Annotated in this window: 19 protein-coding genes; 14 read left to right on the forward strand and 5 right to left on the reverse strand. The window is 41.5% G+C overall.

The genetic code is table 11. From position 1 onward, the window contains the following. The first annotated feature begins 26 nt into the window (after positions 1-26). The 11 genes from RCZ04_RS01300 to RCZ04_RS01350 all read left to right on the forward strand — a co-directional run bounded on the left by RCZ04_RS01300 (position 27) and on the right by RCZ04_RS01350 (position 13,578). Positions 27-881, forward strand: coding sequence for a prephenate dehydratase (locus tag RCZ04_RS01300; protein ID WP_460484126.1), 855 nt, complete (start codon positions 27-29; stop codon positions 879-881). Positions 882-1,032: 151 nt separating this feature from the next. Continuing rightward, complete coding sequence (locus RCZ04_RS01305) at positions 1,033-3,237, forward strand: S9 family peptidase (RefSeq protein ID WP_460484127.1); 2,205 nt, start codon at positions 1,033-1,035, stop codon at positions 3,235-3,237. 14 nt (positions 3,238-3,251) lie between these two features. After that, positions 3,252-4,655, forward strand: coding sequence for a peptide MFS transporter (locus tag RCZ04_RS01310; protein ID WP_460484128.1), 1,404 nt, complete (start codon positions 3,252-3,254; stop codon positions 4,653-4,655). 848 nt (positions 4,656-5,503) lie between these two features. Beyond that, positions 5,504-6,109 (forward strand): hypothetical protein, encoded by a 606-nt coding sequence (locus RCZ04_RS01315; protein WP_460484129.1) that lies wholly within the window; start codon positions 5,504-5,506, stop codon positions 6,107-6,109. Between the two features lie 18 nt (positions 6,110-6,127). Then, positions 6,128-6,727, forward strand: coding sequence for a hypothetical protein (locus tag RCZ04_RS01320; RefSeq protein WP_460484130.1), 600 nt, complete (start codon positions 6,128-6,130; stop codon positions 6,725-6,727). An 87-nt stretch (positions 6,728-6,814) separates the two neighbouring features. Continuing rightward, on the forward strand, positions 6,815-7,282 hold the full coding sequence (locus RCZ04_RS01325; RefSeq protein ID WP_460484131.1) for an IPExxxVDY family protein: 468 nt from the start codon (positions 6,815-6,817) through the stop codon (positions 7,280-7,282). Further along, on the forward strand, positions 7,276-8,742 hold the full coding sequence (gene pyk, locus RCZ04_RS01330) for a pyruvate kinase (RefSeq protein WP_460484132.1): 1,467 nt from the start codon (positions 7,276-7,278) through the stop codon (positions 8,740-8,742). Before RCZ04_RS01325 ends, pyk begins: the two co-directional genes overlap by 7 nt. A 166-nt stretch (positions 8,743-8,908) precedes the next feature. Further along, positions 8,909-10,486: a Na+/H+ antiporter gene (locus tag RCZ04_RS01335; RefSeq protein ID WP_460484133.1), complete on the forward strand. Its 1,578-nt coding sequence runs from the start codon at positions 8,909-8,911 to the stop codon at positions 10,484-10,486. A 55-nt stretch (positions 10,487-10,541) separates the two neighbouring features. Beyond that, positions 10,542-11,534, forward strand: coding sequence for a gliding motility lipoprotein GldB (gene gldB, locus RCZ04_RS01340; RefSeq protein WP_460484134.1), 993 nt, complete (start codon positions 10,542-10,544; stop codon positions 11,532-11,534). 92 nt (positions 11,535-11,626) lie between these two features. After that, entirely contained in the window at positions 11,627-13,090 is a 1,464-nt protein-coding gene (locus RCZ04_RS01345; RefSeq protein ID WP_460484135.1) for an NAD(P)H-hydrate epimerase, read from the forward strand. 56 nt (positions 13,091-13,146) lie between these two features. Next, positions 13,147-13,578, forward strand: a complete 432-nt coding sequence (locus tag RCZ04_RS01350; RefSeq protein WP_460484136.1) for a hypothetical protein — start codon at positions 13,147-13,149, stop codon at positions 13,576-13,578. Between the two features lie 489 nt (positions 13,579-14,067). Here RCZ04_RS01350 and RCZ04_RS01355 read toward each other — a convergent pair whose 3' ends face one another. The 5 genes from RCZ04_RS01355 to RCZ04_RS01375 all read right to left on the reverse strand — a co-directional run bounded on the left by RCZ04_RS01355 (position 14,068) and on the right by RCZ04_RS01375 (position 21,957). Beyond that, complete coding sequence (locus tag RCZ04_RS01355) at positions 14,068-14,547, reverse strand: hypothetical protein (protein ID WP_460484137.1); 480 nt, start codon at positions 14,545-14,547, stop codon at positions 14,068-14,070. Positions 14,548-14,893: 346 nt separating this feature from the next. Continuing rightward, the gene (locus RCZ04_RS01360; protein ID WP_460484138.1) at positions 14,894-16,231 is read right to left on the reverse strand and encodes a DUF4302 domain-containing protein; all 1,338 of its coding nucleotides are present in this window, start codon (positions 16,229-16,231) and stop codon (positions 14,894-14,896) included. Positions 16,232-16,244: 13 nt separating this feature from the next. Beyond that, positions 16,245-17,084, reverse strand: coding sequence for a zinc-binding metallopeptidase (locus RCZ04_RS01365; protein ID WP_460484139.1), 840 nt, complete (start codon positions 17,082-17,084; stop codon positions 16,245-16,247). A 25-nt stretch (positions 17,085-17,109) separates the two neighbouring features. Continuing rightward, entirely contained in the window at positions 17,110-18,597 is a 1,488-nt protein-coding gene (locus tag RCZ04_RS01370) for a RagB/SusD family nutrient uptake outer membrane protein (protein ID WP_460484140.1), read from the reverse strand. A 12-nt stretch (positions 18,598-18,609) separates the two neighbouring features. After that, entirely contained in the window at positions 18,610-21,957 is a 3,348-nt protein-coding gene (locus RCZ04_RS01375; RefSeq protein ID WP_460484141.1) for a SusC/RagA family TonB-linked outer membrane protein, read from the reverse strand. A 1,385-nt stretch (positions 21,958-23,342) separates the two neighbouring features. Between RCZ04_RS01375 and RCZ04_RS01380 the strand changes: the two genes are divergently transcribed. The 3 genes from RCZ04_RS01380 (at position 23,343) to RCZ04_RS01390 (ending at position 26,256) form a co-directional block, all read left to right on the forward strand. Further along, complete coding sequence (locus RCZ04_RS01380; protein ID WP_460484142.1) at positions 23,343-23,837, forward strand: hypothetical protein; 495 nt, start codon at positions 23,343-23,345, stop codon at positions 23,835-23,837. Positions 23,838-23,887: 50 nt separating this feature from the next. Continuing rightward, complete coding sequence (mnmG, locus tag RCZ04_RS01385) at positions 23,888-25,759, forward strand: tRNA uridine-5-carboxymethylaminomethyl modification enzyme MnmG/GidA (RefSeq protein WP_460484143.1); 1,872 nt, start codon at positions 23,888-23,890, stop codon at positions 25,757-25,759. A 254-nt stretch (positions 25,760-26,013) separates the two neighbouring features. Further along, positions 26,014-26,256 carry a FeoA family protein gene (locus RCZ04_RS01390; protein ID WP_460484144.1) on the forward strand — a complete coding sequence of 81 codons (243 nt, stop codon included), beginning with the start codon at positions 26,014-26,016 and terminating at the stop codon, positions 26,254-26,256. Positions 26,257-26,258 lie beyond the last annotated feature (2 nt).

The following is a 26,258-nucleotide window of genomic DNA, read 5'->3' on the forward strand; positions in this document are numbered from 1 at the left end:
TTAAGAGTGAGAGGCGATTTGCATAAATGAGCGAGAAAATAGCGATACAAGGTACTAAAGGTTCGTTTCACTATCAGACGGCTGAGACTTACTTTGGCAAGGATATAGAAGTGATAGAATGCCGTAATTTTGATGCGGTAGTGAAAGCACTGTTGAGCGGAGAAACCCTATGGGGAGTAATGGCTATTGAGAATAGTATCGCAGGGGCGATATTGCCTAACTATGCTCTTATAGACCGCCATAACTTGCACATCACAGGGGAGCACTATATGAACATACAGCACCACTTGATGGCGCTTGAGGGGCAAAGCTTGGAGGATATTACGGAGGTGCATTCGCACTATATGGCACTGCTACAATGTAAGGATTTCTTTCACGACTATCCTCATATTCGATTAGTAGAAGCCCCCGATACAGCTGAGGCGGCGCGACAAATACAACAGCAACAACTCAAAGGCGTGGCGGCGATTGCGTCGGCATCGGCTTCTGAGCTCTATGGGTTGCCTATTATTGCCGAGAGCATACAAACTATCAAGCGCAATGCTACGCGCTTTGTAGTGCTCAAGACTGCTGATGCTCATTTACCGAAGGAAGATATCAATAAGGCGACGCTTAAATTCCAAGTGTACGACAAGAGTGGTAGTTTGGCAACGGTACTGAACGTGTTACGCGATTACGATATGAATATGACCAAGATCCAATCGTTGCCTGTGATAGACACGCCTTGGAAATACGCTTTTTTTGTAGACGTGGTGTTTAATAGCTATGCCCAATATCAGCAAGCGATGCAACTTTTGGATATTATGACTGAAGAGCTGAAAGTATTAGGGGAATATGAAAATCAGTTGAACAGTGAGAGCTATTCAAAATCAATTATATAGAAGATAAATACGAAAAAAGGTATTAAAAGATAGTTTTTATATCAAAAATATTGACTAATATTGACCGCGAAATAATGATTAATGGTTGGTGGTTAATGATTGATGACGAGTAGCGAGAGACGACAGATAAACGACAAAAGACTAATTAGAAATGGCGAATTATGAATTGCAAAAGGGAACTGTGTTTAGGCGCAATAGGGAGCGTCTGTGCTTACTATTTCTCACCTTTTACTTTTTACCTATTACCTGCTACCTACTAAAAGCACAAACGCTTGAGGAAATCTGGACGCAACACGCTTTTTACCCTGAGCGTATGTATAACCTCAAGGCGCTGAAAAAAACTCCACAATATACAGTATTAGAAAACAGCCACGATAGGCGAGAACAGGAAGTAAATCTCTACGACTTTGCGACCCTCAGCAAAGTGAAAACTCTTTTTAAAACTAACGAAAGGATAGGACGCATTAGTAGCTATGAGTTTTCACCCGATGAACAATCGCTACTTATTGCCACTCGTAAAGAGGATATTTACCGCCATTCGTTTATAGCTGATTACTACCTCTATAACATTGCCTCAGGCGACCTTAAGAAAATAAGCAAAAAGCGTATACAAGTGCCCACTTTTTCACCTGACGGGAAGCAATTGGCATTTGCGTACGAGAACAATCTATATCTGTACGATCTTACTACTGATGCTGAAACTCAAATCACGACTGACGGTAAGAAAAACGAAATTATCAACGGCACTGTGGATTGGGTGTACGAAGAGGAGTTCGGTATCGTGAAACTCTTTGCGTGGAATGCTGATGGGAGTCAATTGGCTTTTATACGCTCCGACGAGCGCCAAGTGCCTGAGTTCTCAATGGATGTGTACGGCTACGACCTCTATCCTACATTTTATACATTTAAATATCCAAAAGCGGGCGAACCTAATTCTAAAGTGAGTTTGCACATCTATAATGTTGCTAATAAGACAACTGCCGAAGTGCCTTTAAACGCTTACTACATTCCACGCTTGCAATGGACGAACGACCCGCATAAGCTGACGGTGCAAACCCTTAACCGCCACCAAAACGATTGGCAACTCGTGCAAGTGAACAGTCAGACCAAAGCGGTTACTACTTTAGTGAAAGAAACCAGTGCCACTTATGTGAGTATCAATAAGGAAATACTCTTTTTGCCCGATAATAGTTTTATTTACCAATCGGAGAAAGACGGGTACAACCACCTTTACCACTGCAATGCCCAAGGCAAGCAAGTGCGCCAGCTCACGCGTGGTGCTTGGGAAGTTACCGATTGCTATGGCTACGACCCTAAGAGTCAGCAGTTGTTTTACCAATCTACCCAAATAGGCTCTACCCGTAGGGGACTCTATGCGGTCTCTCTGAAAGGTAAAATACGTCCTCTTTCAATAGAAGCAGGAACTAACAAGGGCACTTTTAGCAGTGATTACAGCGTATATATACACGCTTTCGCCAATGCTAACACCCCGCCACGCTATACTCTCAACGATACTAAAACAGGCGCACAACTCAAAGAAATTGTTACTAATACTGAGTATGCCCAGCGACTCAAATCTTATAATCTACCTACCAAAGAGTTTATAGAGCTCAAAACCGCTAAGGGCACGTTCAACGCTTATATGCTCAAACCTAAGGATTTTGACCCTAACAAGCAATATCCGCTATTGATGTACCAATATTCAGGACCAGGTTCGCAAGAAGTAGCCGACCAGTGGTGGGATATGAACGACTTTTGGCACGCGATGCTCACCCAAAAAGGCTACATTGTGTTGTGTGTAGACGGTCGTGGTACGGGCTACAAAGGCGCTGATTTCAAGAAATGCACTTACCAGCAATTGGGTAAATACGAAGTGGAAGACCAAGCGGCGGTAGCTCAGCTCGTAGGTTCTTACCCTTATATTGACAAGAGCAGAATAGGCATTTGGGGCTGGAGCTTTGGAGGCTTTATGTCCAGCAACTGTCTGTTTCAAAAAGGTGATATATTCAAAATGGCGATAGCCGTAGCACCTGTTACCAATTGGCGATTTTACGACACTATTTACACCGAGCGCTTTATGCGTACCCCTCAAGAGAATCCTCAAGGGTACGACACTAATTCGCCTTTGTTTCACGCGAATAAACTCAAAGGCAAATACTTGCTCATTCACGGCAGCGCCGACGACAATGTGCACGTACAGAACGCAATGGTGCTCATCAACACCTTGGTGAGTTTACAAAAGGATTTCGATTGGCTTATCTATCCCGATAAGAATCACGGTATTTACGATAATACGGGAAGCACTCGTTATCAGTTGTATACAAAAATGACGAATTTTATAATAAACAACCTTTAATTTAAAAACAAAGAATGGATACAAACGTAGAAAATGCGAAAAAGAAGCACCCTAAGGGGCTTTACTTGGTTTTCCTCACTGGTATGTGGGAGCGTTTCAGCTACTATGGAATGCGAGGTATTTTGATGTTATACCTCACCAAAACTTTCTTAGAAGGGGGACTTGCCTTCGATAAGGGAACTGCGAGTTTGATTTACGGCTTCGCTACGGGGCTTACTTATTTTACCCCACTGATTGGTGGTTGGATTGCTGATAACTTTTTAGGGCAACGCAAGTCGGTGTTGTTGGGGGGGCTTATTATGTTCTTTGGTGAGTTTGCGCTCTTCTCTATCAACACACACTTTGGTTTGTACTTAGGGCTTTTCTTGCTTATCATCGGTAATGGGTTCTTCAAGCCGAATATTTCTGCCTTAGTGGGTGGACTCTATGAACCTGGTGACAAACGCTTAGACTCAGCTTTCTCTATTTTCTATATGGGGATTAACCTTGGTGCCTTCTTAGCACCGCTTATCACAGGGTTACTTACCGATAACATCTTTGCTACTCACGGGGTAGATGCACAAGGTAAAGAAATTATTCTTTCTTATGGATATAGATATGGTTTCTTAGCAGCTGCTATTGGTATGCTCATCGGGGAATTGATATTTATTTTCTTTGCACAGAAATATCTTGGTGACCTTGGTATGCACCCACAAGGGGGTAAGAAGAAAGTGGTAGAGCTCTCAGAAGCTGAAGCGCAAAAACCACTTACTAAAGAAGAAAAAGAGCGTATTGCTGTTATCTTTATCTATTTCTTCTTTGCTATATTCTTTTTTGCAGGCTTTGAGCAAGCGGGGTCATCACTGACTCTTTACACCGATAACTATATCAACCGTACGGTGATGGGCTTTGAAATTCCTACTGCTTGGTTCCAATCAGTGAATCCATTGTTTATTGTATTGTTAGCGCCTGTATTTGCGACTTTCTGGGGTACTAAAGCCGGGCAACGTCTTTCTACTCCGTTTAAAATGGGTATGGGTATGATACTCTTGGGCGTAGGGTTCTTCTTTATGCTGGGAGCTGTGTACGAACGCGGTGGTGCTATAGGTGTAGACCCTACGGATGTGGCTGTAAAAGCGAGCTTAGCTTGGTTGGTACTTACTTATCTTACGCATACTATTGGTGAGTTATGCCTTTCACCTGTGGGACTTTCTACGGTTACTAAGCTTTCTCCTCCGCGTTTAGCAGGACTTATGATGGGAGTTTGGATGATGGCTGCTTTCTTTGCCAATGCTGCTGGAGGTGTGATTGCTTCTTATGTTGAAAAACTCGGTGCGAGCGTAGTGTTTGCAGCGGTATCAGGATTTGTAATTCTCTGTGGTTTGGGAATGATACTCCTTAACAAGAAGCTACAAGCAATGATGCACGGAGTGAAATAGTGCGAGCCGCACAGGCAGTCGTAGCACGACAGGCCGTGTGAGCCACATATAATATTTGTTACAAACTTTGTCAAAGTCTTAGGACTTTGAGAAAGCATATAATAAAAAAGACTGTCCTAAAAGGGACAGTCTTTTTAGTTTTTGGACGAGTCAGATTTTTCAGATAGGTTAGATAATTTGGAGGTGTGAGCTATATAGATTGAGGGTAGCTGAGGGAATGAAAGGAAACGGAGGAGTTCGGAAGGGGTTTTTAGGTAAAAGATAAAAGGGAAGAGGTAAAGTGGGTACGGTTAGCTTATACAAAACTTATAGGAAGCTTATACGAATCTTGGACGATTGTTATACAAAGGGTATATAAGTAATTGATTCATACTGTAATACAATAATACTAAAAATGCCAATAATGGGATTTCGAAGCGAAAGAAAGGGGAAGAGGTGTTAGGCCTTAGGCAATAGACATTAGGTCATAGGCATTAGGGGAAAATATGACAAAAACCTCCCCCTAGCCCCCTCCAAAGGGGGAATGTAGTGACGAAAAGGTGGAGTAAAAATGTTTGAACATTCACCTATTCACTTACTTGGCAATTGCGGACTTCCCTCAAGGGGGGAGATGCGATGAAGAGGATGTGAGAAAACATCTCCCTATTCACTTACTTGGCAATTGCTGACGACCTCGGAGAGGGGGAATGAAGTGACGGGAAAATAATGAGAAGATGGAATAGTGTGGGAGTTTTGGGAGGTGATTTTTGGTGTTGTGTGTTATTTTCGTATTTTTGCACCGAACTAAAAGTAAGTGTTATGAATAGATTCACTTTTATCTATTGTTTTAGTGACATAATAATCATAGAATGAAGAAAATAGTTTATGTAATCCTTTTATTAATGCTTTCTTATTCAGTTAAAGGACAAGATCTTGAAGACAAGCGTTGGTTTTCACAAGCTGAAATAGAAATTACTATCCCGAGGAAAGATAAAGTATTGTATTCTTTTTCGGATATAAACACCGTAGACATAACAAAAAACAGAGACTATAGAGTAGGTGGAATTGTATTAGATAGAAAAGTGTTGTGGGGCACTAATTACTCTATAAATTATCAGTTGTTTAGGCGATGGAGTGTGGGTGTTTTAGGAGGATTTACGTATCTTTCTTATCCTTCAATATCGGTCTTAAAATTAGGAGGGGTTATTCGGTTTGACTTTTCGGAAGAGTTTAAAGCGAATGCTTTTTTGCAGTTATCAGACTACATTCCGCTTAAAAAGAGTTTGCAACACAATTTGGGAGAAATAAAACTTGGGTTGAGTATTCCTGTGCTCATAGAGGACAAGTTTAGTGTTAATGGGAGTTTATACACACTTTACTCCACTTTTCATATGGCTAAACCTTTGTTTGCTGATGAAACGCCAGACTTGGTAGAGTATCGCGGAGTGGGTTTTGGTTTTGGGATACGGTTTTAACAAAATAATAATCATAGAATGAAAAAAATAGTTTATATAATATTCTTTTTAGTACTACCATATTCAGTTAAAGGACAAGATCTTGAAGACAAACGTTGGTTTTCACAGGCTGAGGTAAACCTTATGGTACCCAATAAAGATAAGACGATTTATTCTTACAATACAAATACCGTAAAAATATCAGAAAATAGACGTTTTGAAAATGGAGGAATTGTATTGAAGGGGAAAGTAATATATTCAACTGATTTCTCTATGAATTATTTACTTTTTGAGAGATTTAGTATAGGAGCATTAACGGGAATAAATCATTTCAGAAATCCTGTTGCTACAGCTTTAAAATTAGGAGGGGTGATACGTTATGAACTTATAGAAGATTCCTTTGGATATGCTTTTGCTCAGTTCTCAGGTTTCTTTCCTTTACACAATGTAAAAACATCAACAGGAGAAGCGAAGATAGGGTTGAGTATACCTCTTCTTGTTGAGGAATCATACAGTGTAGGGGTTATTCTACACGCTTCTTATACAAGTTTTACCCCTGCCAAACCGTTGTTTGCCGATGAAACACCAGACTTGGTAGAGTATCGCGGAGTGGGATTTGGCTTTGGGATACGGTTTTGATAGTAAGAGAGCTATGGTGTTAAAAATGTTGATTGGTAATTGTTAATTGTGAATTGTTTTGTATCTTTGCCCCCGAAATGAGTGGTTATGGCAAAACTGAGATTATCGACAGAGTTTTTCAGCGATTATAAACTTATCGCTCTTCATACCCATTTGGAAGACTATCAGCTGGCATATTTCTTAAACAAAACGCTACACTTGCAGTTGGCTAAGACAAGAGGGAAAGATTGTTTGACTATGCCTTCAGGAGCACAGTTTTCATATTACACTTGGGAGGACACCTCTGCCGATGTTACTTGGCATTGTATAGCTAATAGGTTACAAGATACTTTCACGGATAGTGTTCATATGGGGTTGTTTGACGAGTTGCCACAGGTGCAATATTTGGTTGAGAACGAAAAGAAGGTGGATTACTTTTTGAAGATTGATACTGAGGGGCGTTTGGATATGTCAAAAATTTTAAATAGCCTTCGTGAAGTGCCTGCCACTACTGCTCGAGAAATAGCTATTGATACGATAGATAAAAAATATAAATTGATTTTTCAAGAATGTTAAATACAAAGAAAACAAAGATTGTAGCTACCTTAGGCCCTGCTACTGAGAGTCCTGAGGTGATAAAAGATATGATGGAGGCAGGCGTGAACGTGTTTCGCATCAACTTCTCACACGCCGATTATGACGATGTGCGCACTCGCGTGCAGATGATCCGCCAAATCAACGAAGAATACGGCTTCCATACCGCTATTCTCGCCGACCTTCAAGGACCTAAACTCCGCGTGGGCGTAATGGAAGACGACGCAGTGGTATATCCTGGCGACCGCGTGACTTTTGTTACTGGCGAACCTTTCGTGGGAACCAAAGAACGTGCCTATATGAACTACAAGGAGTTCCCGATGGACGTAAATCCTGGTGAACGCATCTTGTTAGACGACGGGAAACTCATCTTTGAAGTGGAATCGACCAATCGTGAAGATGAGGTAGTAGCCGTAGTAGTACAAGGAGGTCCGCTGAAATCTAAAAAAGGCGTAAACTTGCCTAACACCAAAGTTTCGCTCCCTGCCCTTACCGAAAAAGACGTGCGCGATGCCCTTTTTGCGATTACCCAAGATGTAGATTGGTTTGCGCTCTCCTTCGTACGTCACCCCGAAGATATTCAGGATTTAAAAGACCTCATCGAGGAAAATGCCGGTCACCGTATTCCTATCATCGCTAAGATTGAAAAACCAGAAGCTTTGGTGAATATCGATAAGATTATGGCTGCTTGCGACGGTATTATGGTAGCCCGTGGCGACCTTGGGGTAGAAATCCCAGCTGAAGAAGTGCCACTCATCCAAAAAGAATTGGTGCGCAAAGCCAAATCACACCACATCCCTGTAATCATCGCTACCCAAATGATGGAAAGTATGATTAACAGTCTCACCCCTACTCGTGCGGAAGTGAACGACGTAGGGAACTCAGTAATGGACGGTGCCGATGCTGTGATGCTTTCAGGTGAAACTTCTGTAGGTAAATACCCTGTACAAGTAATCCAACAAATGACCCGTATCATCAAGAGTGTGGAAGATTCTAACCTCATTCAAGTGCCATTGGTTACACCTTTTATCCGTTCGTTGCGCTATGTGACCAATACGATATGTTTCCACGCGGCTAAAATGGCAAACGATACCAACGCTAAGGTGATTACTTCATTAACGAATAGTGGGTATGCCGCCTTCCGCATTTCGTCCTATCGCCCTAATTCGCACATTCTCATCTTTACGGCCAACAAGCGTATCCTCACCCAGTTGAACCTCTTGTGGGGGGTAACTACTTTCTATTACGATCGCTTTGTCTCTACCGATGAGCTTATTGAGGACATCAACCACATTGCCAACGAAAAAGGCTATGTAGATATGGGCGACATAATGATTAGCCTCGTATCAATGCCAATGCAAGGCAAAGGAATGGTGAATACGTTGCGAGTATCGGAAATTGACTCGTGTGCGGTGAATTTCGACAAGAAAAAGAAAAAGTAACGAGACGAGTTACGAATTACGAATGACGAAGGTTGTTTAGCAGACGCTGAGCAACCTTTTTCTTACTAATGAGAAAAGGCAAATTTGCTAATTTGCTAATTACGCCGTACCTTTGCACTTTGATTCTAACAAGGGCGAAAGGCAACACGCCCCATATAACAACTAAATGGTTCAATACTTTCCTTACTTATTACTTTTGATGGTAGCGATTATGCTACTGATAATGTTAGCAAACCGACTTAAGGTAGCTTACCCTATTCTTTTGGTACTTGGCGGACTGGCGATTAGCTTTATACCCAATATGCCAGTGATTACTATCGACCCGAACTTGGTGCTTATTATCTTCTTACCACCACTGCTCTATGCCGATATTTTTTCTATATCACTAAAAGAGATGTGGAAATGGCGACGCATCATCTTTAGTTTTGCCTTTATTGTTGTATTTATCACGGCGGCTGCGGTGGCGTGGGTCGCCAATATGGTATTCCCAGGATTTTCATTAGCTTTAGGCTTTTTGCTGGGGGGCGTGGTAGGCTCTACCGACGCGGTGAGTGCTTCTGCTATTATGCGATTTGTGAAAGTGCCTAACCGGATTAGTACGATGATTGAAAGTGAGAGCCTCTTGAACGATGCTTCCTCACTAATCGTGTTTAGGTTTGCGGCTTTGGTAGTAACTACGGGTCAGCTGGTGTGGAGTGAAATGGCTTTGAATTTTGTTTGGGTAGTGGTTGGTGGTTCATTCATAGGGTTGGCCATTGCGTGGGTAATGCGCAAACTACACGAGTTCCTGCCCACCGATGCCAATATGGACGTGATGCTCACCCTCATTTCGCTTTATGTGATGTATATAATAGCCAATGAATTGCAAGCCTCAGGCGTGTTGGCAGTAGTAGCAGGAGGTATGTATATGTCTATTCACTTGAACTCAACTATAGCAGCTTCCACTCGCAACAAAGGGGTAGCCGTGTGGGATTTGTTAGGCTTTGTGCTGAACGGACTTGCCTTTATGCTCATAGGGCTCGACCTGAACGAAATTCTCGCTGATGTACAAGCGGAGGGGATTGACCTATGGACGGCTACAGGCTACGGATTGCTTATCACAGGTGTATTGGTAGTGGTACGAATGCTCAGTGCCTATGGAGCAGTACTCATCACCCAAATAATGAAACGATTTATCACGGTAGCCGATGAACGCACCTATGGAGCGAGAGTACCTTTGGTGCTCGGTTGGGCAGGGATGCGCGGAGTGCTCTCGCTGGCGGTAGCGCTCTCAATTCCGCTTACTTTGGACAATGGCGAGCCTTTTCTGCACCGCAGTTTGATATTGTACATTACCTTTGTGGTGATATTGGTAACCTTGGTAACCCAAGGGCTTACCCTACCTGCCCTCATACGTTGGGCTAAAATTCCCGATTTTGACGACCATATACCAGAAGCCGAAGCCGAAAGCCTCATACGTAAAACCTTAGCGCAAGGAGCGTTAGACTATATGAAAGAATATTACAAAGAAGGTATTACCGATAGTTTTCTCTTGCAAACGCAAAAAGATATATGGCAGTACCAACTTGATACGCCGTCTTGCAGCACCACCCCCGAAGTGTGCGCTAAGTACATCGCTATTTTGCAACACCAACGCGAACTCCTCAGAGAGCTGAACAAGAACCCGCGTATTGACGAAGCACAAATACGCGAATTTCACCGACAGTTGAACTTAGAGGAAGAGAAATGGCAAGTGAATGATTAGTAAATTAGCAGATTTGTCGATTTGACAATTATCTGACAACTAATAATATTATACTATGATAAGAAAAGTACTTATTTTTACAGGTCTGCTAATAGCAATGGCTTGTACCGACAAAAAAGAAAAAGAAATAGCCACAATTCCGATGGATTTTAGTTGGATACGTCTTGATTCGCTCTTTATGAAAACTCCCGATGCAAAGATGGGAGAGTTAAGTGCAAAATATCCTTATTTCTTTACCCAGAGCGTTACCCCCGAGGAGTGGTGTGAGATACGCAAAGGCTCTATCTTCCCCGATATTCCTGCTTTTGCAAATCTGCATTACGCCGATTTGTATGGTGAAATTGAAAAGAGTGTGGGCACACTCTCTACTGAAAAGAAAGAAATTAAGAATCTGTTTCAGCATATTAAGTACTATTTTCCAAAGTTTGAACCTCCTAAGGTAGTAATGCTCATCAGTAGGGTGGCTTATGAAACCCGAGTGATTTATGCCGATAGTTTATTACTTATCGGTACTGATAATTACTTAGGTGCTCAACACAAATACTATCAAGATATGGATAAGTATATCAGTGCCGACTTAGACAAGAAAAACCTTGTGATAGATGTAGCCGACGCTTTTGCCGATAAACTCGTCCCTCGTGGTGTGCACCTTACCTTCTTAGACAATATGATTTATGAGGGTAAAAAGCTTTATTTAGAAAGTGAATTATTACCTAAAAAGACACCTGCTGACCTCTTGCGTTACGATGCGCAGAAGTACGCTTGGGCTGAGGCAAACGAAGCCGAAATATGGCGTTATTTTATAGAAAATGAATTGCTATATCAAACAGATAAGAAGTTGCTCTCTCGCTTTTTGTATCCAGCACCTTTCTCCAAGTTTTACTTAGAATTGGATAACGAATCCCCTGGACAAATAGGTAGATTTATAGGGCTGCGCATAGTGCAGGCTTATGCTAAAAACCACAAAGAGGAATCTATGCTGAAAATTTTAGCAATGAAACCCGATGAGCTCTTTAAGCAATCACTCTATAAACCCAATAAGAATTAAGAGTGAGTCACATAAGCAAATTAATTAGGAAATTTGAAAATTAGTAGATTAACAAATTCGGTGATTTACTAATATCTTTTTACTTTAGAGGTATGAAAGTTCTAAACACACAGCAAATGCGCGATGCCGATGCGCACACTATCGCCACACAAGGTATCACCTCGTGGCAACTGACGGAACGTGCCGCAACCAAACTCTTTGAATGGGTGAAAGAACACCTGTCCAAAGAACGGACGGTTACCGTCTTGGCGGGTACGGGCAATAACGGTGGCGATGGTCTTGCTCTGGCGCGTATGCTAATTGCTGAGGGTTGGCAAGTGAATATTTACTTACTCTGCCTTAGCGAACATCTCTCACCTGATTGCCAAAAGAACAAAGAGCTTTTAATAGCACAAGGTATTAGTATTACTGAAATACGAGCCGAACAAGTAAAAAACATTACTTTTGGTAAGATAGTGATAGACGCTGTTTTTGGCATAGGACTGAATCGCCCTGCACCTGAATGGTTACAACAAATATTTAATGCACTAAACAACTCCAACAGCTATGTATTAAGTATAGATATGCCCTCAGGGCTACCTACTGAACGTATCCCATCGCCCGAGGAAATTTGGGTACACCCTCATCAAGTGCTCACCTTTCAAACCCCAAAACTACCTTTTTTTCTTCCCTCCACAGGGCGCTATATTCGTAAGTGGGAAGTGCTCAATATAGGTTTAGATGAGCAATTTTTAAACACTCTTCACCCCGATTTTTATTACCTTGAAGCCGATATACAGCAATTACAACGTCCACGCGCTACCTTTTCGCACAAAGGTACTTATGGGCACGCGTTGCTTGTAGGAGGTAGCTATGGTAAAATGGGAGCCGTAGTACTTAGCGGTACAGCTGTATTACGCGCAGGAGCAGGACTGCTTACAGTAGCTATTCCACAATGTGGTTATGCAGTATTGCAAACAGCACTCCCCGAGGCGATGGTGCTCACCTGTAACGAAGAAAAGCACTACAAAGAGATGGAAATTCCTTTTGTGCCCTCTGCCATAGGGGTGGGTATCGGTTGGGGTACGCATACCGAAACCGCTTCCTCGCTTTTTGCTCTTTTTCAGCAATACCCCGATATGCCTTTTGTAGTAGATGCCGATGCACTAAATATCCTCGCTCAACACCCTGAACAATTGAAATACCTTCCAAAAAACGCAATTCTTACCCCTCATCCTAAGGAATTAGAGCGCCTTATAGGTAAATGGGACGACGATTTACACAAGCTCGCTAAAGCCAAAGATTTTGCCAAAAAGCACCAAGTAATACTCCTCATCAAAGGTGCGTATACGATGATAACCGATGGAGAAAAGTATTGGATAAACTCCACAGGCAATGCAGGAATGGCAACCGCAGGCAGTGGCGATGTGCTTACCGGAATGCTCACTGGCTTGCGTGCCCAAGGTTATAGAGCTGTAGAAGCTACTTGCTTAGGGGTGTTTTTGCACGGCTTACAAGGTGACCGTGCAGCAAAAAGAATAGGTATGCAACGCCTTATGGCACGCGACCTCTTATAGTCTTGGCACGGTTTTTGCCAATATGTTAGCAGTTTAGCATTAAAAACTCACAAATAATGAAAAAACTTATCCTAAGTATGGCAGTGATAGCAACCTTTCTCGCCAGTTGTGGCAACAGTAAAAACGCTGTGAGCTACACTCCTGCTGAGAACTATTTTGTGAATAACACTTTCCAAAATACAAAAGTAGAAACTTTAAAAATCGACTCACAAGCTGATTTTGACCGCATCTTTGGAGGCGCTACTACTATGACGGCTCGCCCTACCGCTATTGATTTTAGCAAACAAAGCGTTTTAGCTATCGTAGCTCCTGCCAGTAATAAGGAAGTAAAAATAGCTGTAAAAGCCCTCGAGACCACCCTTACAGGCGGTATTTTGGTAAAATACACCATTGATGAAGGTAAAGATTTAGGTTATACAGCCCAATCTTCTGAAATACTCATTGTAAACAAAACCGATAAAGAAGTAGAGTTTAGAGAAGTATTTTAAACTATAGTAAAATCCCATCGCTATTATTTTATATAACAATAGGGGAGGCAGTTTGTACAAACTGCCTCCCCTCTCTTTTTGATTATCATTACTTCTGATTAGCAAAATACTGTTTTCTCCTTTCGTATCACCACATCCCCCTTTGGAGATAGCCAGCGAGGGCTCACAGCTGGGTATGTGCACTGCGAGAGCAGAGTATGTGAATAGGGAGAGGTTTTCTTAGTCCCTCGTCATTCGTCCATTTTCTCCTATTGCCTATTGCCTAATGCCTAACGCTTCTTTCTCTTTCTTTCGTCTCGAAACCCTATTTTTGGCATTATTGGCATTGTTGTATTATAGTATTAATCAATTATTTAAATACCCTTTGTATAACAATCGTCCAAGATTCGTATAAGCTTCCTATAAGCTTTGTATAAGCTAACCATACCCATTTTACCTTTTACCTTTCATCTTTTACCTAAAAACGTCCTTCCGATAACTTACGATTTCTTAAAACATATAAATATAGCTAACGTTAATTGCAGCGTAGGTCTTAGTAATGTAATTCCCTTTGCCCCAAAAAGAAGCTCCTATTTCACCATAAATTGCTATTTTGCTCGAATCAGTAGCGTAAAAATCCATTCCTCCAAAAAGATGACCACCGAGGTTGAGAGTACCCCCTATCCAACCCTTATTGTTCACGTCTTGAGTTTTAAACTGTCGCCACAAAGGGGCATTGAATTGAAGCCCAGCACCCGTAACCATAGCAATATCACGGCTTACAGGGGTAACCACCGCTAACCGCACAGGCACTTCAAGAGTATGCACTTTCAGCATTGCATAATCACTTTCACTTTGCTGGAATCCTCCTGCTGAAAATTCACTACCCCCAAACCCTATTTCCAAACGGAAGTTTTTCTCAGGAGCGTAGAGACATCGCATTTGCAAGCGCAACAAGTTACCTCTCATTTCAAAATCACGGCTTACCATATCCGCAATTCCTAAACCCGCATCAAACTGACACGACCATTTTTCATACGGAATACTGATACTGTCTTTAGCAGTTTGTTTTTCTTGACCAAAAGCACTAACAGTAGCGCATAATAACGATAATAATAATAACTTTTCATTTTGTGTTTAGTTTTTTTATTCTCCAAAAAGTCGCTATAATCACCAATGATAGGGCACTAATACCTATTATTGATGGCTCATAAAAAATATGGGTGATAAGCAAAATTGTAGCTACTATAAGGATAATTTTATTCATATAGTTAGTATAAGAATTTAAAAAAACACATTAGAGATTACTTTTTGTAGTCTCTAATGCGTTTCTTTTTTAATTACTTGCATAAGCAAGAAAAGAGAATGTTGGTATACTACGACTTGATAATGAATATATAGTATTAGTATACTTAATAGTTCGTGGGTACTTTTCTATATAAAAGCCTTCAGTAGAGGCAGACAAAATGTTATTGATAGCTGAAGTAACCTTTGCAAAAACATCGGCATTCTCTGAAGCTCTCCAAAGAGCAATATCTGTAGTGCCATTCGTTGTGAATTGCGGATTTGACAAATACAAACGTTTATTTTTAAATTCGTAATCGTATGTATAAACAATTCTAGATAAATTAGATTTGTTAGGAAATAAATAAAGTAATGTAACGTCACATTTTCCTGTGTTCTTGTCAAAAACAAAATAAACTCTACTAAATGACTTAGTGTCATTTATTTTCAAGACATTTTGAATGAATGTTTCTGAACTATACTCAGCTAAAGGGTCTCCAAAGAATAGTAATTCTTTATATTTAGTTCCAATATCCTTATAATCATCACTAATAAACTCATCAGGAATAGTCTGTGAGTAAAAGATTTCAGCGGTTACACCATCTACGGTAGCTTTGTAAGTAGGCGGTGTAGTACTGTTATCACAAATTAACTCTGTAAAGGTTTTTCCTTCTAAAGTAATCGTTGGACTAAAAGTAATCCCAGCTTTACTGGATGAAACGGTTGCTCTCAAAATGGCATCAGGGTTTGCTAAGGGAGCAAGAACTATGTTTCTGCTGTTATATTCCATATTATAGTAAGTGGTTACTCCATTATTCTCCACCTTAAAATAGTATTTGTCAATATTTTCTTCCAATGTGTTTACATTTTTAGAAAGCGTTTCGATATCTGCCCAATCTTCTGCAGAAGCAGGCTCAAAGTAGACAAATTGTTCGGTCTTCTTGCGTTGAGTTCTAAATTTAAGTTTGTTACCTTCTTTACCAAAGTATATAAATTCAAAATCACCTGCATAGCCTACTCCTGGTATTCCTTGCATCGCATCAGAAAGTTCGTGAAGATAGTTTTTGGTAGTAAAGGACAGCAAAGTACCTTGTCCCCATTTAATTTCGTATTTACTGGTTTCAGGAGTTCCTGGCAGTCTTGCATCGGAAGCCATTGTAACAAAACCTTCAGGGGTAAATTTCATTAAGAAAACGAATTTACCGAAATCTTTAGTGGTATGATATACCAACTTCCAACCTTGTTGAGGGGAGGAAAGCTCACTGCGCAATTCAGCTTCTTGTTCTTGGAATCGTTGCGTGGGGGTTTTGCCGAAAAGATCGTCGGGGTCGTTTTTTTTGCAAGCAAAAAGTGCTAAAGCAATAGTGCATAAATATAATAACTTTTTCATCGTGTTTCAGGTTTTATTGTAATACAGATAACATTTGGTTTTCTACTACCTCTTGAAGCTCGTAGATATCAATATTCCATTCGCTTTTAAAATAGTCTACTACAAAGGCTTCTTTTCGGCGAATAAGATTTCTTCCTTCCTCAGGGATAGCGTCCACTTTGGCATTCCAAGCGGTTCTGCTCATACTGAGCATTCCAGAGGTCATCTCTGCAAAATCTTCTATATCATTCAGCATAGAGTAAGGAGTGATAAAGCCTTTACTATTAGCTTCGGCTAATCGCACGTTATACCAGTTAGAGGTATAGCCTGAAGGAGTGATTTTACCGTATTCTTCGGAGTAAGGTTTCCTCTGGTTGATGATATGGCAATACTCGTGCTGAATAGTATGGAAATACTGACGAGTGCCAGTGTGGTTATGAGTGTCGAGCTGGTCGACATTGAAAAGGGTAATTTTCATACCGCTATCAGCAAACCCAAGGGTGATAGTTCCATCGCTATTTACGTTGTAACCTCCAATAAGGGAAATTTGTCGTGGTGCAACAGTCTTGATAAAGTCTTGTCCTGCCACTTGGGTATAGGCATCAATCCACACTTTTTTTACAATTTCAAGCATCGGTTGTACTTTTGCTTCGGTAGGCGGATAAAAGTATTTTCCCATTTCAAAATCAGCATCAATGTAGTTATACGTAACGTTGATGTTATAGGGGCGCTGGAAATTGTCATAGATATAGGTATCCAATGCGGTTTTAGCCGTTTGACGAGGCTGGATTACGCTCTCAGGATCGAGAGTCTCTTTGTTATTGCAGGCTGCCAATGATAAAGCTAACACTGCTGTGATATATATTTTTTTCATATTATTAGCAATTTATAATTAACAATTAACGAGGGTTAGCAGTGATACCATTAGAAATAGCATCTTCAGGAATTTGCAGTTCACGGCGAGGGTCGTCTTTAGTAAGTTCTAAAGTTTCGTCTCCTCTTTGGTGAACGATTTTCATACCGAGACGTTTGTTGTCGAACCAACGCAACCCTTCGAACACGAAAGCAGCTCTTTTGACATCTAATACACATTGCAACCATTCACGCTGCTCAGTAGAGAGGGTATAGACAGGGTCAAACTCAGTACCTTGCCCTTGGTATATCTCATTCATATCCGATTCGGTTATTGCAAAGGTATTAGGAATGTTTTGCTGTGTTTTTTTTCTCAAATAAACAATAAGGTCGGTAAGGAATTTAGCCTTTTCACCTTTCATCACGTAGGCTTCCATACGATTTAGAAAGACTTCATCGTAAGAGAGAAGTACAGCCATATCATAAGGATATCCAGTTCCTGCAGAAATATTTTCATATCTAAAATATTCTTGAAATTTAGGAAAGTTACGAAGGTCTTCTCCTCCATAAAGAGGATAAGCCCAAGTGGCATTGTAGCTATTCAAAGGGTGTTTTGCATCACCTAAAACCTCATTAGATTTTTCTAAGGTTAGACCATATTTGTTAGTGGCAAAAACTCTTGCATATCGAGAAGCTGCTCCTATGACCAAAGCATTAGCAGGTTCATCGGAGGAGGCGTAGAGCAACCTTTGTTGTGCGTAGGTACGAGAACGCTGTCCTTTTACATCGCGAAGTTTGTTCTCGGGGTTAGCTCCTAATGCAGCATTGGCGTGCTCTATTACTTTATCCCAATCACCTTTCATCAAGTAGAAGCGAGTTGCAAAAGCGTGTGCGGCTTCTTTGGTAAAGTGAAATTTAGGTTTGCTATACTTTGTATTATCGATGAGAGGTAAGCCTTCAGTGAGGTCTTTTTCAATAGCATCGTAATAGTCTTTTACAGAAATACGACGATAGACTTCGAACACCTTTCTTTCAGCTTTAGAGGCATAAGGCAATCCTAAGTCACTACTTGCTGTAGCAGGATTGTAAGGTTTGCACCATAGTACACCTAACATAAAATGTGCATAGGCACGAGCCACCAAGGCTTCTCCTCTGAGGTAGTTAGTATCTCCTTTAAGAGCATCAGTAGCTTCTAAAGCGTAGTTAGCGGCAGCGATAGCTTGATAAGCTGCATAGAAATAGTACGGAGGGGTATCCCACGTATTATTCTCGGTATTCGTTTCCCAAGCATACATTTGGTTGTTGAGCACAGAGGTAGGTGAAAACCTAATTTTATCACCTGCATTGTCACTCATTGTTTCACTGAACTCTGCATACAAGGCATTGGGATAAGCTGTTGCCAATAGTTCTTGTACTTTTTCTGGGGTATCAAGCTCTGTACGTTTATCGGGCACTTCGTCGAGAAACTTGTCGCAAGAGCTGAGCGAAAGTCCCAAAACAAGAGCTATGATAGGTATATATATATTTTTTTTCATTTGCTCACAATTTTAGATTCCAAGATTGATAGTAAAAGTATATTGAGGAGTTACTGGATAAGCTACCCCACCAGAACGGAAGAACTCAGGGTCTTGACCGTTAAGTCTCTTATCAGAATAGATAAGGAAAGGGTTGGTTGCTTGTAAACGCAAAGTAAGGTTGTTCACCTTCAATTGTTCTAACACTTCTTTAGGGAAGCTGTAAGAAAGTGAGATGTTTTTCATACGCACGAATGAACCATCTACGACACGTTCGGTAGAGTAGTTGTAAGCGTTGTACACACGGCGTAGAGTTCTTAATCCTGTTTCATATATAGTTCTTGCAGATGCAATACCAGGGATATTGGTAGTGCGTTCATCACCTGGGTTTACCCAGCGGTTGCGCATTTCTTTAGGGAATACACTTAAATCATTGTAATCAACATCGTATTGAGCGGGTTTGCGGAGCTTATTACCTGCTTGAGCAGTAATCAAGGCAGAGAGTTCCCAGTTCTTATAACGAAAAGTGTTAGACAGACCAGCTGTAACATTAGGCTCTACAGGTCCTTCTTTTTTTAGGTAGCTTAAGATATTATCGATTTGTTGGAAATCGATATCGTCAAACTTAGTGCTACCATCACGAAGATTGAACAAAGGTAAGCCTTTATTGTTCAGACCTATGAAATCATAAGAATACAAGGTGTTACGTGCTCCTCCTACTACATTACTTCCTACTTCACGCACTAAGCTATACACATTAGGGCGATAGGTAAGTGATGTAATTTCTTGATTGAAATAGGCAAAGTTGATACCTGTATTCCAAGAAAAATCATCAGTTTTAATGTTTTTAGTGTCTAAAGCGATCTCAATACCTTTGGTTACCATAGAGGCATTGTTCGCCAATTTGTAAAATTGGCCGCCAATACCAGAGGTACGTACATAATCGATGAGGTCTTTAGAGTTCTTTTGATACAAGTCCATTGAGAGTGTTACGCGATTTTTGAACAATCCGAGTTCTAACCCGAAATTAGTTTCGTACACTTTTTCCCAAGTAAGCTCGGTATTTTGAAGTTCGTCTATATAAATGGTGTTTTCTCTATCGTTGAGATTATAACGGTTAGATACCTGATTTTTAAAGATAGCCAATGCGTTACTCGCTTTACCCAAACCTGCAATTAATCCATAGCTAAGACGGAAAGCGAGGTTTGAGATAGTGCTATTATCTTCAAGGAATTTCTCGTTAGAGGCATTCCAGCGTACACTGGCGTTCCAAGTAGGTAACCAGCGAGAGCTTCGGCTTCTACCTAATTGATTAGACCCCTCGTAGTTAAGCGTTCCTGCAAATACATAGCGTTGTTTGTAGCTATAAGTACTTTGCAAAAAGAAAGCAATACCGCGTTCTTTAGTAAAGCCTTTTTCGAAATAAGGAGAGTTATCTTGGATTGCTTTTTGGATAGCTCGATAATCGGTAAAGGCGGTACCTCCCCGTGCAAACTGATAACCATAGCCGGTGAAAGTTTGGTTATCGCGGTCGGTATGGCGGTATTCTTGTCCTAAGAACACTTTTACATCGTGCACATCTTTAAATAAGCCTTTGTACTCTAACGCGTTGCGGAAGTAGTAACTTTGGAGGTTATTCTCGGTAAGTTTATAGATACCTCCGTTAGGTAATACTACTTGTGGAATTCTGTCCGGATTTTCAGGGTCTTCAAACAAGAAGGGGTTGGCTTTAGCAATCACGGTGGTGCGATTGGCGCGGTAAGCCCCTACTACGTTAGAATTTTCTTTCATAGAGTGTTCGTTTGAACTCTTTACGTGGCGCACTGAACCAAGGAAGTTGTATTTGAGACCTTTGGCTAACTTAATTTCTAAATCCCCTTGAATTTTATACTCAAGTACATTCAAATCCATATAGTTATTGTTGAGTTCGTTGAGAATGTTCATAGGGGCATAATTGAAGCTGTAGTACTCATAACTACGACCATCATCGCCATAAGGGCGCAAAGCACGGGTTGTGTTTAGCGCATAGCTAAAGGGGTTGATATCGAAATCGCGGTCGTAACCCCCATCTACTGTGTTAGCTGAACGGTTGAAGGTACCAGGAGCTCTTTGGGTACGGATAGAGCCTTGAGTAAGGATACCCACCTTTACGTTAGGTGAAAGGTTATAAGATGTTTTTAGGTTACCTGTAACACGATGCACACGGTCAGCAATCGTCCAACCTGGGTCTACAAAGAAACCCGCTGAGGCGTATACCGTAGCGTTTTCACCTCCACCAGAAAGGCTCACAGTGTGATTTTGAGTAAGTGAGGGACGAAAGAGCGTTTTGAACCAGTCGGTATTGGCATATTCGTACTTGCGCAAGAAAGCAATACGAGCGGCTTCGGTGTTTTCTAATCCGAAATGACCGGTAGCAGGGTTATAAGTATCAATAGCGCGATACATTATGTTATAAGCCCCACCGTAGCGCGCTTGGGTATAGGAAGAAAGTGAGAAGTAGCCTTTTTCTTCTAATTCGCGGTAGATGCCCATTGATTCTTGAGAGTTCATAATGTCGTACTGATTGTAGTTAGGAATCATACGTACGGACTCTTCGAGCTGGTAGTTTACTTGGGTTTTCATATTCTTGCGACCGCCTTTGGTAGTGATAATCACGGCACCGTTGAGGGCGCGTGCTCCATAGAGGGACAAGGCGGAAGCATCTTTCAAGATTTCGATGCTCTCAATGTCGTTTGCATTGATACCTGAGATGGCGGAGCTCACGAGGGTAGAAGCATCACCTGAGGCTAATTGTTCAAAGGATAGGTTTACTACCTCTTCTTGCACAGCGCCATCTACCACCCATAGAGGTTTGGTATCGCCGAAGATAGAGGAACCCCCACGAATGGTAATCTTAGGTGAAGTACCGAAAGTACCAGAGATGTTCTGTACGTTCACGCCGGCGGAACGACCTTCGATCATACGACCTACATCGACTACGCCGTCCATTTTGATGTTATCGGCTTTGAGGGTTTGAGAGCTACCGGTAAAGAGTTTTTTGTTGATTTCTTGGTAACCGGTGAGCACCACTTCTTTAAGTTGTTGGGCTTCCTCTTTAAGGGTAACATTAATTACCTTATTAGAGCCTACAGTTCGTTCTACAGGTTGAGCCCCTAATGAGGAGAAGACGAGGATAGCTCTATCATTAGCTACTTTGATGGAGTATTTACCATCAAAATCGGTAGCGACCCCCTGAGAAGAGCCTTTTACGAGCACTGAGGCACCGGGTAGTGGAGTGCCTGCTTCATCTTTTACTACCCCTGTTATGGTGCGTTCTTGGGCAAAGGCAACACCAAAGAACAGCACAGTGCATAACAGTGCGTACATCAATTTTTCTTTCATCGCTATTATATATTTCGTTCAATAATTTTTGCAAAGGTTCAGAAAAAAATATTATAAAAGCAAATTTTATGTGTAAAAATTTCTGTTTTAAATAATGAATTGCGTATAATTTTTTGAGGTTATTTTTTTGAATAAAATGAGGCTATTTTCACTAAAACGTTGAATTATTCTCACTATTTTACTAATTTTACTGCGATATTTTCAATGAATTACCCCAAAACACTGCTTTTTATTCAATTTTTTGAAATGTGTTTGTAAGAAGTTTATTTTCAGATATATAGAGGGTAATAATTAGCGTCTATCAAATATTTTACACATTATAACTTTCTGTGAAATTTAACTTTATTTAACACTTTGGACTATTCTTCTTTTATGCTATAAAAGTATGTTTTATGAGGGTTTTAAGTTTGTATAAGCGAAGTTGAGGTATGGGCTTGTTGGACTTTTCAGGCAGATCAGACTTTTCGGAGAAACTCAGAGAAGCTCTGAGGAGGCTGAAGGAGATAACCTCCCCTGATTTACTTACTCTGCTATCGCAGACAACCCTCAAAGTGAGAAAACATCCCCCCTATTCACATACTCCGCTCTCGCGGACTACCTTCAAAGGGGGAAATGTGATGTAAAAGCGACAGGGGACGGGTCAGACCAGTCGGACAGGGAGGAGGTGGTGACGGAAAAGGGTGCTCCCCCTTACTCACTTACTCTGCTATCGTGGCCAACCCTCGGAGAGGGGGAGTGTAGTGACGGAAAATGGGATATTGGTGTTGTAAAAAAACGAAGTGTTTCGGAAGAGAGTTTTTAGGTAAAAGATAAAAGGTAAAAGGTAAAATGGGTATGGTTAGCTTATACAAAGCTTATAGGAAGCTTATACGAATCTTGGACGATTGTTATACAAAGGGCGTATAAGTGATTGATTCATACTGTAATACAATAATACCAAAAATACCAAAAACAGGGTTTCGAGGCGAAAGAAAGAGGAAGAGGCAATAGGCATTAGGCCATAGGCAATAGGGGGAGATGGATGGGAGGTCGGATAAATCTGATAAATCTGATAAGGGGGAGTGTAGAGATAGAAAAAGGTTATTTAACTTTGCCAAAGGTCGTAGCACGACGGGCGAGTAGAAACTTTGGCAAAGTTGTGTCGAAAAAAAACCTCCCCCTAACCCCCTCAGAGAGGGGGAATGTAGCGACAAAAGAGGGGACGAGGTTGGGTGAAAAGAGAACGTAGTGCAAAAATAAAAGAAGCTGTGTGGGGGGTAGGGTTATTGGTAAAATGGCAGTAAAAAGGTATTTAGAGGGGGAAAAAATACTATTTTTAGCGTATGATTTTTTAGTTATGATTTTATTTTGTACCTTTGCGCACTTAAAAAAGACTTTGAATCGTTATGCCGAGAATCTATTATAGAGAGAGGAAACTACACGGTCACCCGCTGAAGAACGAGGTGATTACCGTTGATTTATTCAATAAAATCATACAACTCAGTGCTTTTATTCCTGAAGATGCTTTGCAGATTTTTGAGCTTCCTCAGAAGACATCGACCTTGGCTTTTTGGAACAATACCAAAGGTTTTAAGTATGCTGTAGTGTGGAATACTGAAAAGCCTCACACTACGTATGAATACGGTGATTTTTATCTACCGAAGGCTATAGTGTTCTTTGATGAGAAAGACGCTTATTTTCCTTCTGATTATTATTTTATTGTGAATATAGACAACCAGTTGGAGCTGAGCCATAGTAGGGCGGGAGCTGATACGGCTTGGTATGAACAACCTCAGTTGCGCAGTAGGGTATCGAATGCTAAGCTGGTTAAGCGTTTTGAAAAGAGCATCAAGGAGCTGTATAAACTTTTAAAGAGTGAAAAGGGAAGAGTGAATAGTTAAGAGAGTTTCTTTCACTTTTATCTTTTACTTCTTAACTCTTACCTAAACAAATGTTTACAACTGAATATGACGTGATAGTAGTGGGTGCGGGTCACGCAGGGGCAGAAGCGGCTGCTGCGGCTGCCAATATGGGGGCTAGTACCTTACTCATCACTATGAATTTACAACATATCGCCCAAATGAGTTGCAACCCTGCCGTTGGTGGTATTGCTAAGGGGCAAATAGTGCGCGAAATTGACGCACTGGGGGGCTATATGGGTATCATCACTGATAAAACGGCTATCCAATTCAAGATGCTGAACCAATCGAAGGGTCCTGCTATGTGGAGTCCGCGTGCACAGTCTGACCGTATGCGCTTTTCAGAGGCTTGGCGTTTGCAATTGGAAAGTTTGCCCACGCTTGACCTATTTCAAGGGATGGTGAATGACCTGCTCATTGAGAAGGGTAGGGTAGTGGGGGTGCGGACTTCGTTGGGGATTACTATCAAGGCGAAGAGTGTAGTGCTCACCAATGGTACTTTCTTGAACGGGGTGATGCACATAGGGCTCAAGCAGTTTGGCGGTGGTCGTGCGGGTGAACCCGCGGCACACGGTATTACCGAATGTCTCGTGCAACACGGTTTTGAAGCAGGGCGTATGAAGACGGGTACGCCTCCGCGTGTGGATGCCCGTTCGCTTGATTTTAGCAAGATGATTCCGCAACCGGGCGATGAGCACCCGCAAAAGTTTTCTTTTTCTGCTGAGACGCAACCGCTGGCGGTGCAAAAGGATTGCTATATGACTTACACCAGCGAGTGCGTGCACAACATACTGCGCACAGGCTTTGACCGCTCACCGATGTTTCAAGGGATTATCCACGGAGTGGGGCCGCGCTATTGCCCGTCGATAGAAGATAAAATCAATCGGTTTGCCGACAAAGAGCGCCACCAGCTGTTTGTAGAGCCCGAGGGCTGGCACACGGTAGAGATGTACGTGAATGGTTTTTCGACCTCTCTACCAGAAGAAGTGCAATACGCAGCACTTACTCAGGTAGCAGGTTTTGAGAAGGTGAAGTTCTTACGTCCAGGGTATGCCATAGAATACGACTATTTTCCGCCTACGCAACTCAAGCATACGCTCGAAACAAAACTGATTGGAAACTTGTACTTTGCTGGGCAAATTAACGGAACAACAGGCTATGAAGAAGCGGCAGCACAAGGACTAATGGCAGGGGTGAATGCGGTGCTGAAAGTGCGCGAACGCGAGCCTTTTGTGCTCAAACGCGATGAAGCATACATAGGTGTTCTTATTGATGACCTGATTACCAAAGGTACTGAAGAACCTTACCGTATGTTTACCTCACGCGCCGAATACCGCACGCTATTGCGACAAGACAATGCCGACAGTCGCCTTACGCCACTGGGCTACGAGATAGGTACCGTAAGCGAAGAACGTTACCGCACTTGGCAGGCTAAAGACCGCAAGGTGAACGCTTTTATTACTTATATTAAAGAACTGAGCGTAACCCCCGAGGAAGTGAATCCTATATTGGAAAAATACGAGTCTTCGCCAATGAAGCAAGGCGACAAACTACAAAAAGTGCTTTCTCGCCCTGATGTTACCCTTGCCGATTTTGAAGCCATTCCGCGCATTGCTCACTATATTAAAGAAAATGACCTCAACGAAGAAGAAAAAACCTGTGCTGAAGTAGAGGTAAAATACGCGGGCTATATTGAAAAGGAGCGCAACAACGCCGATAAATTGAACCGCTTAGAGAGCGTGCGCATTCCTGATAACTTTGATTATGACAAAATTGTATCCCTCTCGTTTGAAGGACGCGAGAAACTGAAGAAGATACGTCCTGCGACACTTTCACAAGCCTCGCGTATTAGTGGGGTATCGCCAGCGGATATCAGTATTTTATTGATATATATGGGGAGATAATAGGCAGGGGTGTATTACGACGGACTGAGATACGGTTGGTTGTAGTGACTATGGGCGAAATGAGCCATATGGGTAATATACTACAAGATAAAAGAATTGAGAAGGAGAATAACTTGGAGCTTAAACATTTAGCGTAATGCAATGTTTAAGCTTTTGTTTTATAGATATTACAGTTGTTATTGACAGTTATGGTATTGTAGTATTAAAATTATTTACTACCTTTGCACGCAAAATCATTCTAAATAATAATCGTTATGGAAGAAGAGCACAACCGTGTTACTACTGTCGCGGAGTTAAAAAAGGGAGAAAAAGGAGTTATACAAGACTTTGATATTACAAAAATATCTCAAAAGTTGATAGATTTGGGCTGTTATGCAGGTAGCGAGGTGGAGGTACTCCAAAAAGCAACTTTTGGCGACCCGATTTATATTCGTATGAATGAGGCGTATCTCTCTATTAGAAAGGATATGGCAAAAGCAATACAATTAGAAAAATAGAA

Source organism: Capnocytophaga sp. HP1101 (assembly GCF_054772415.1).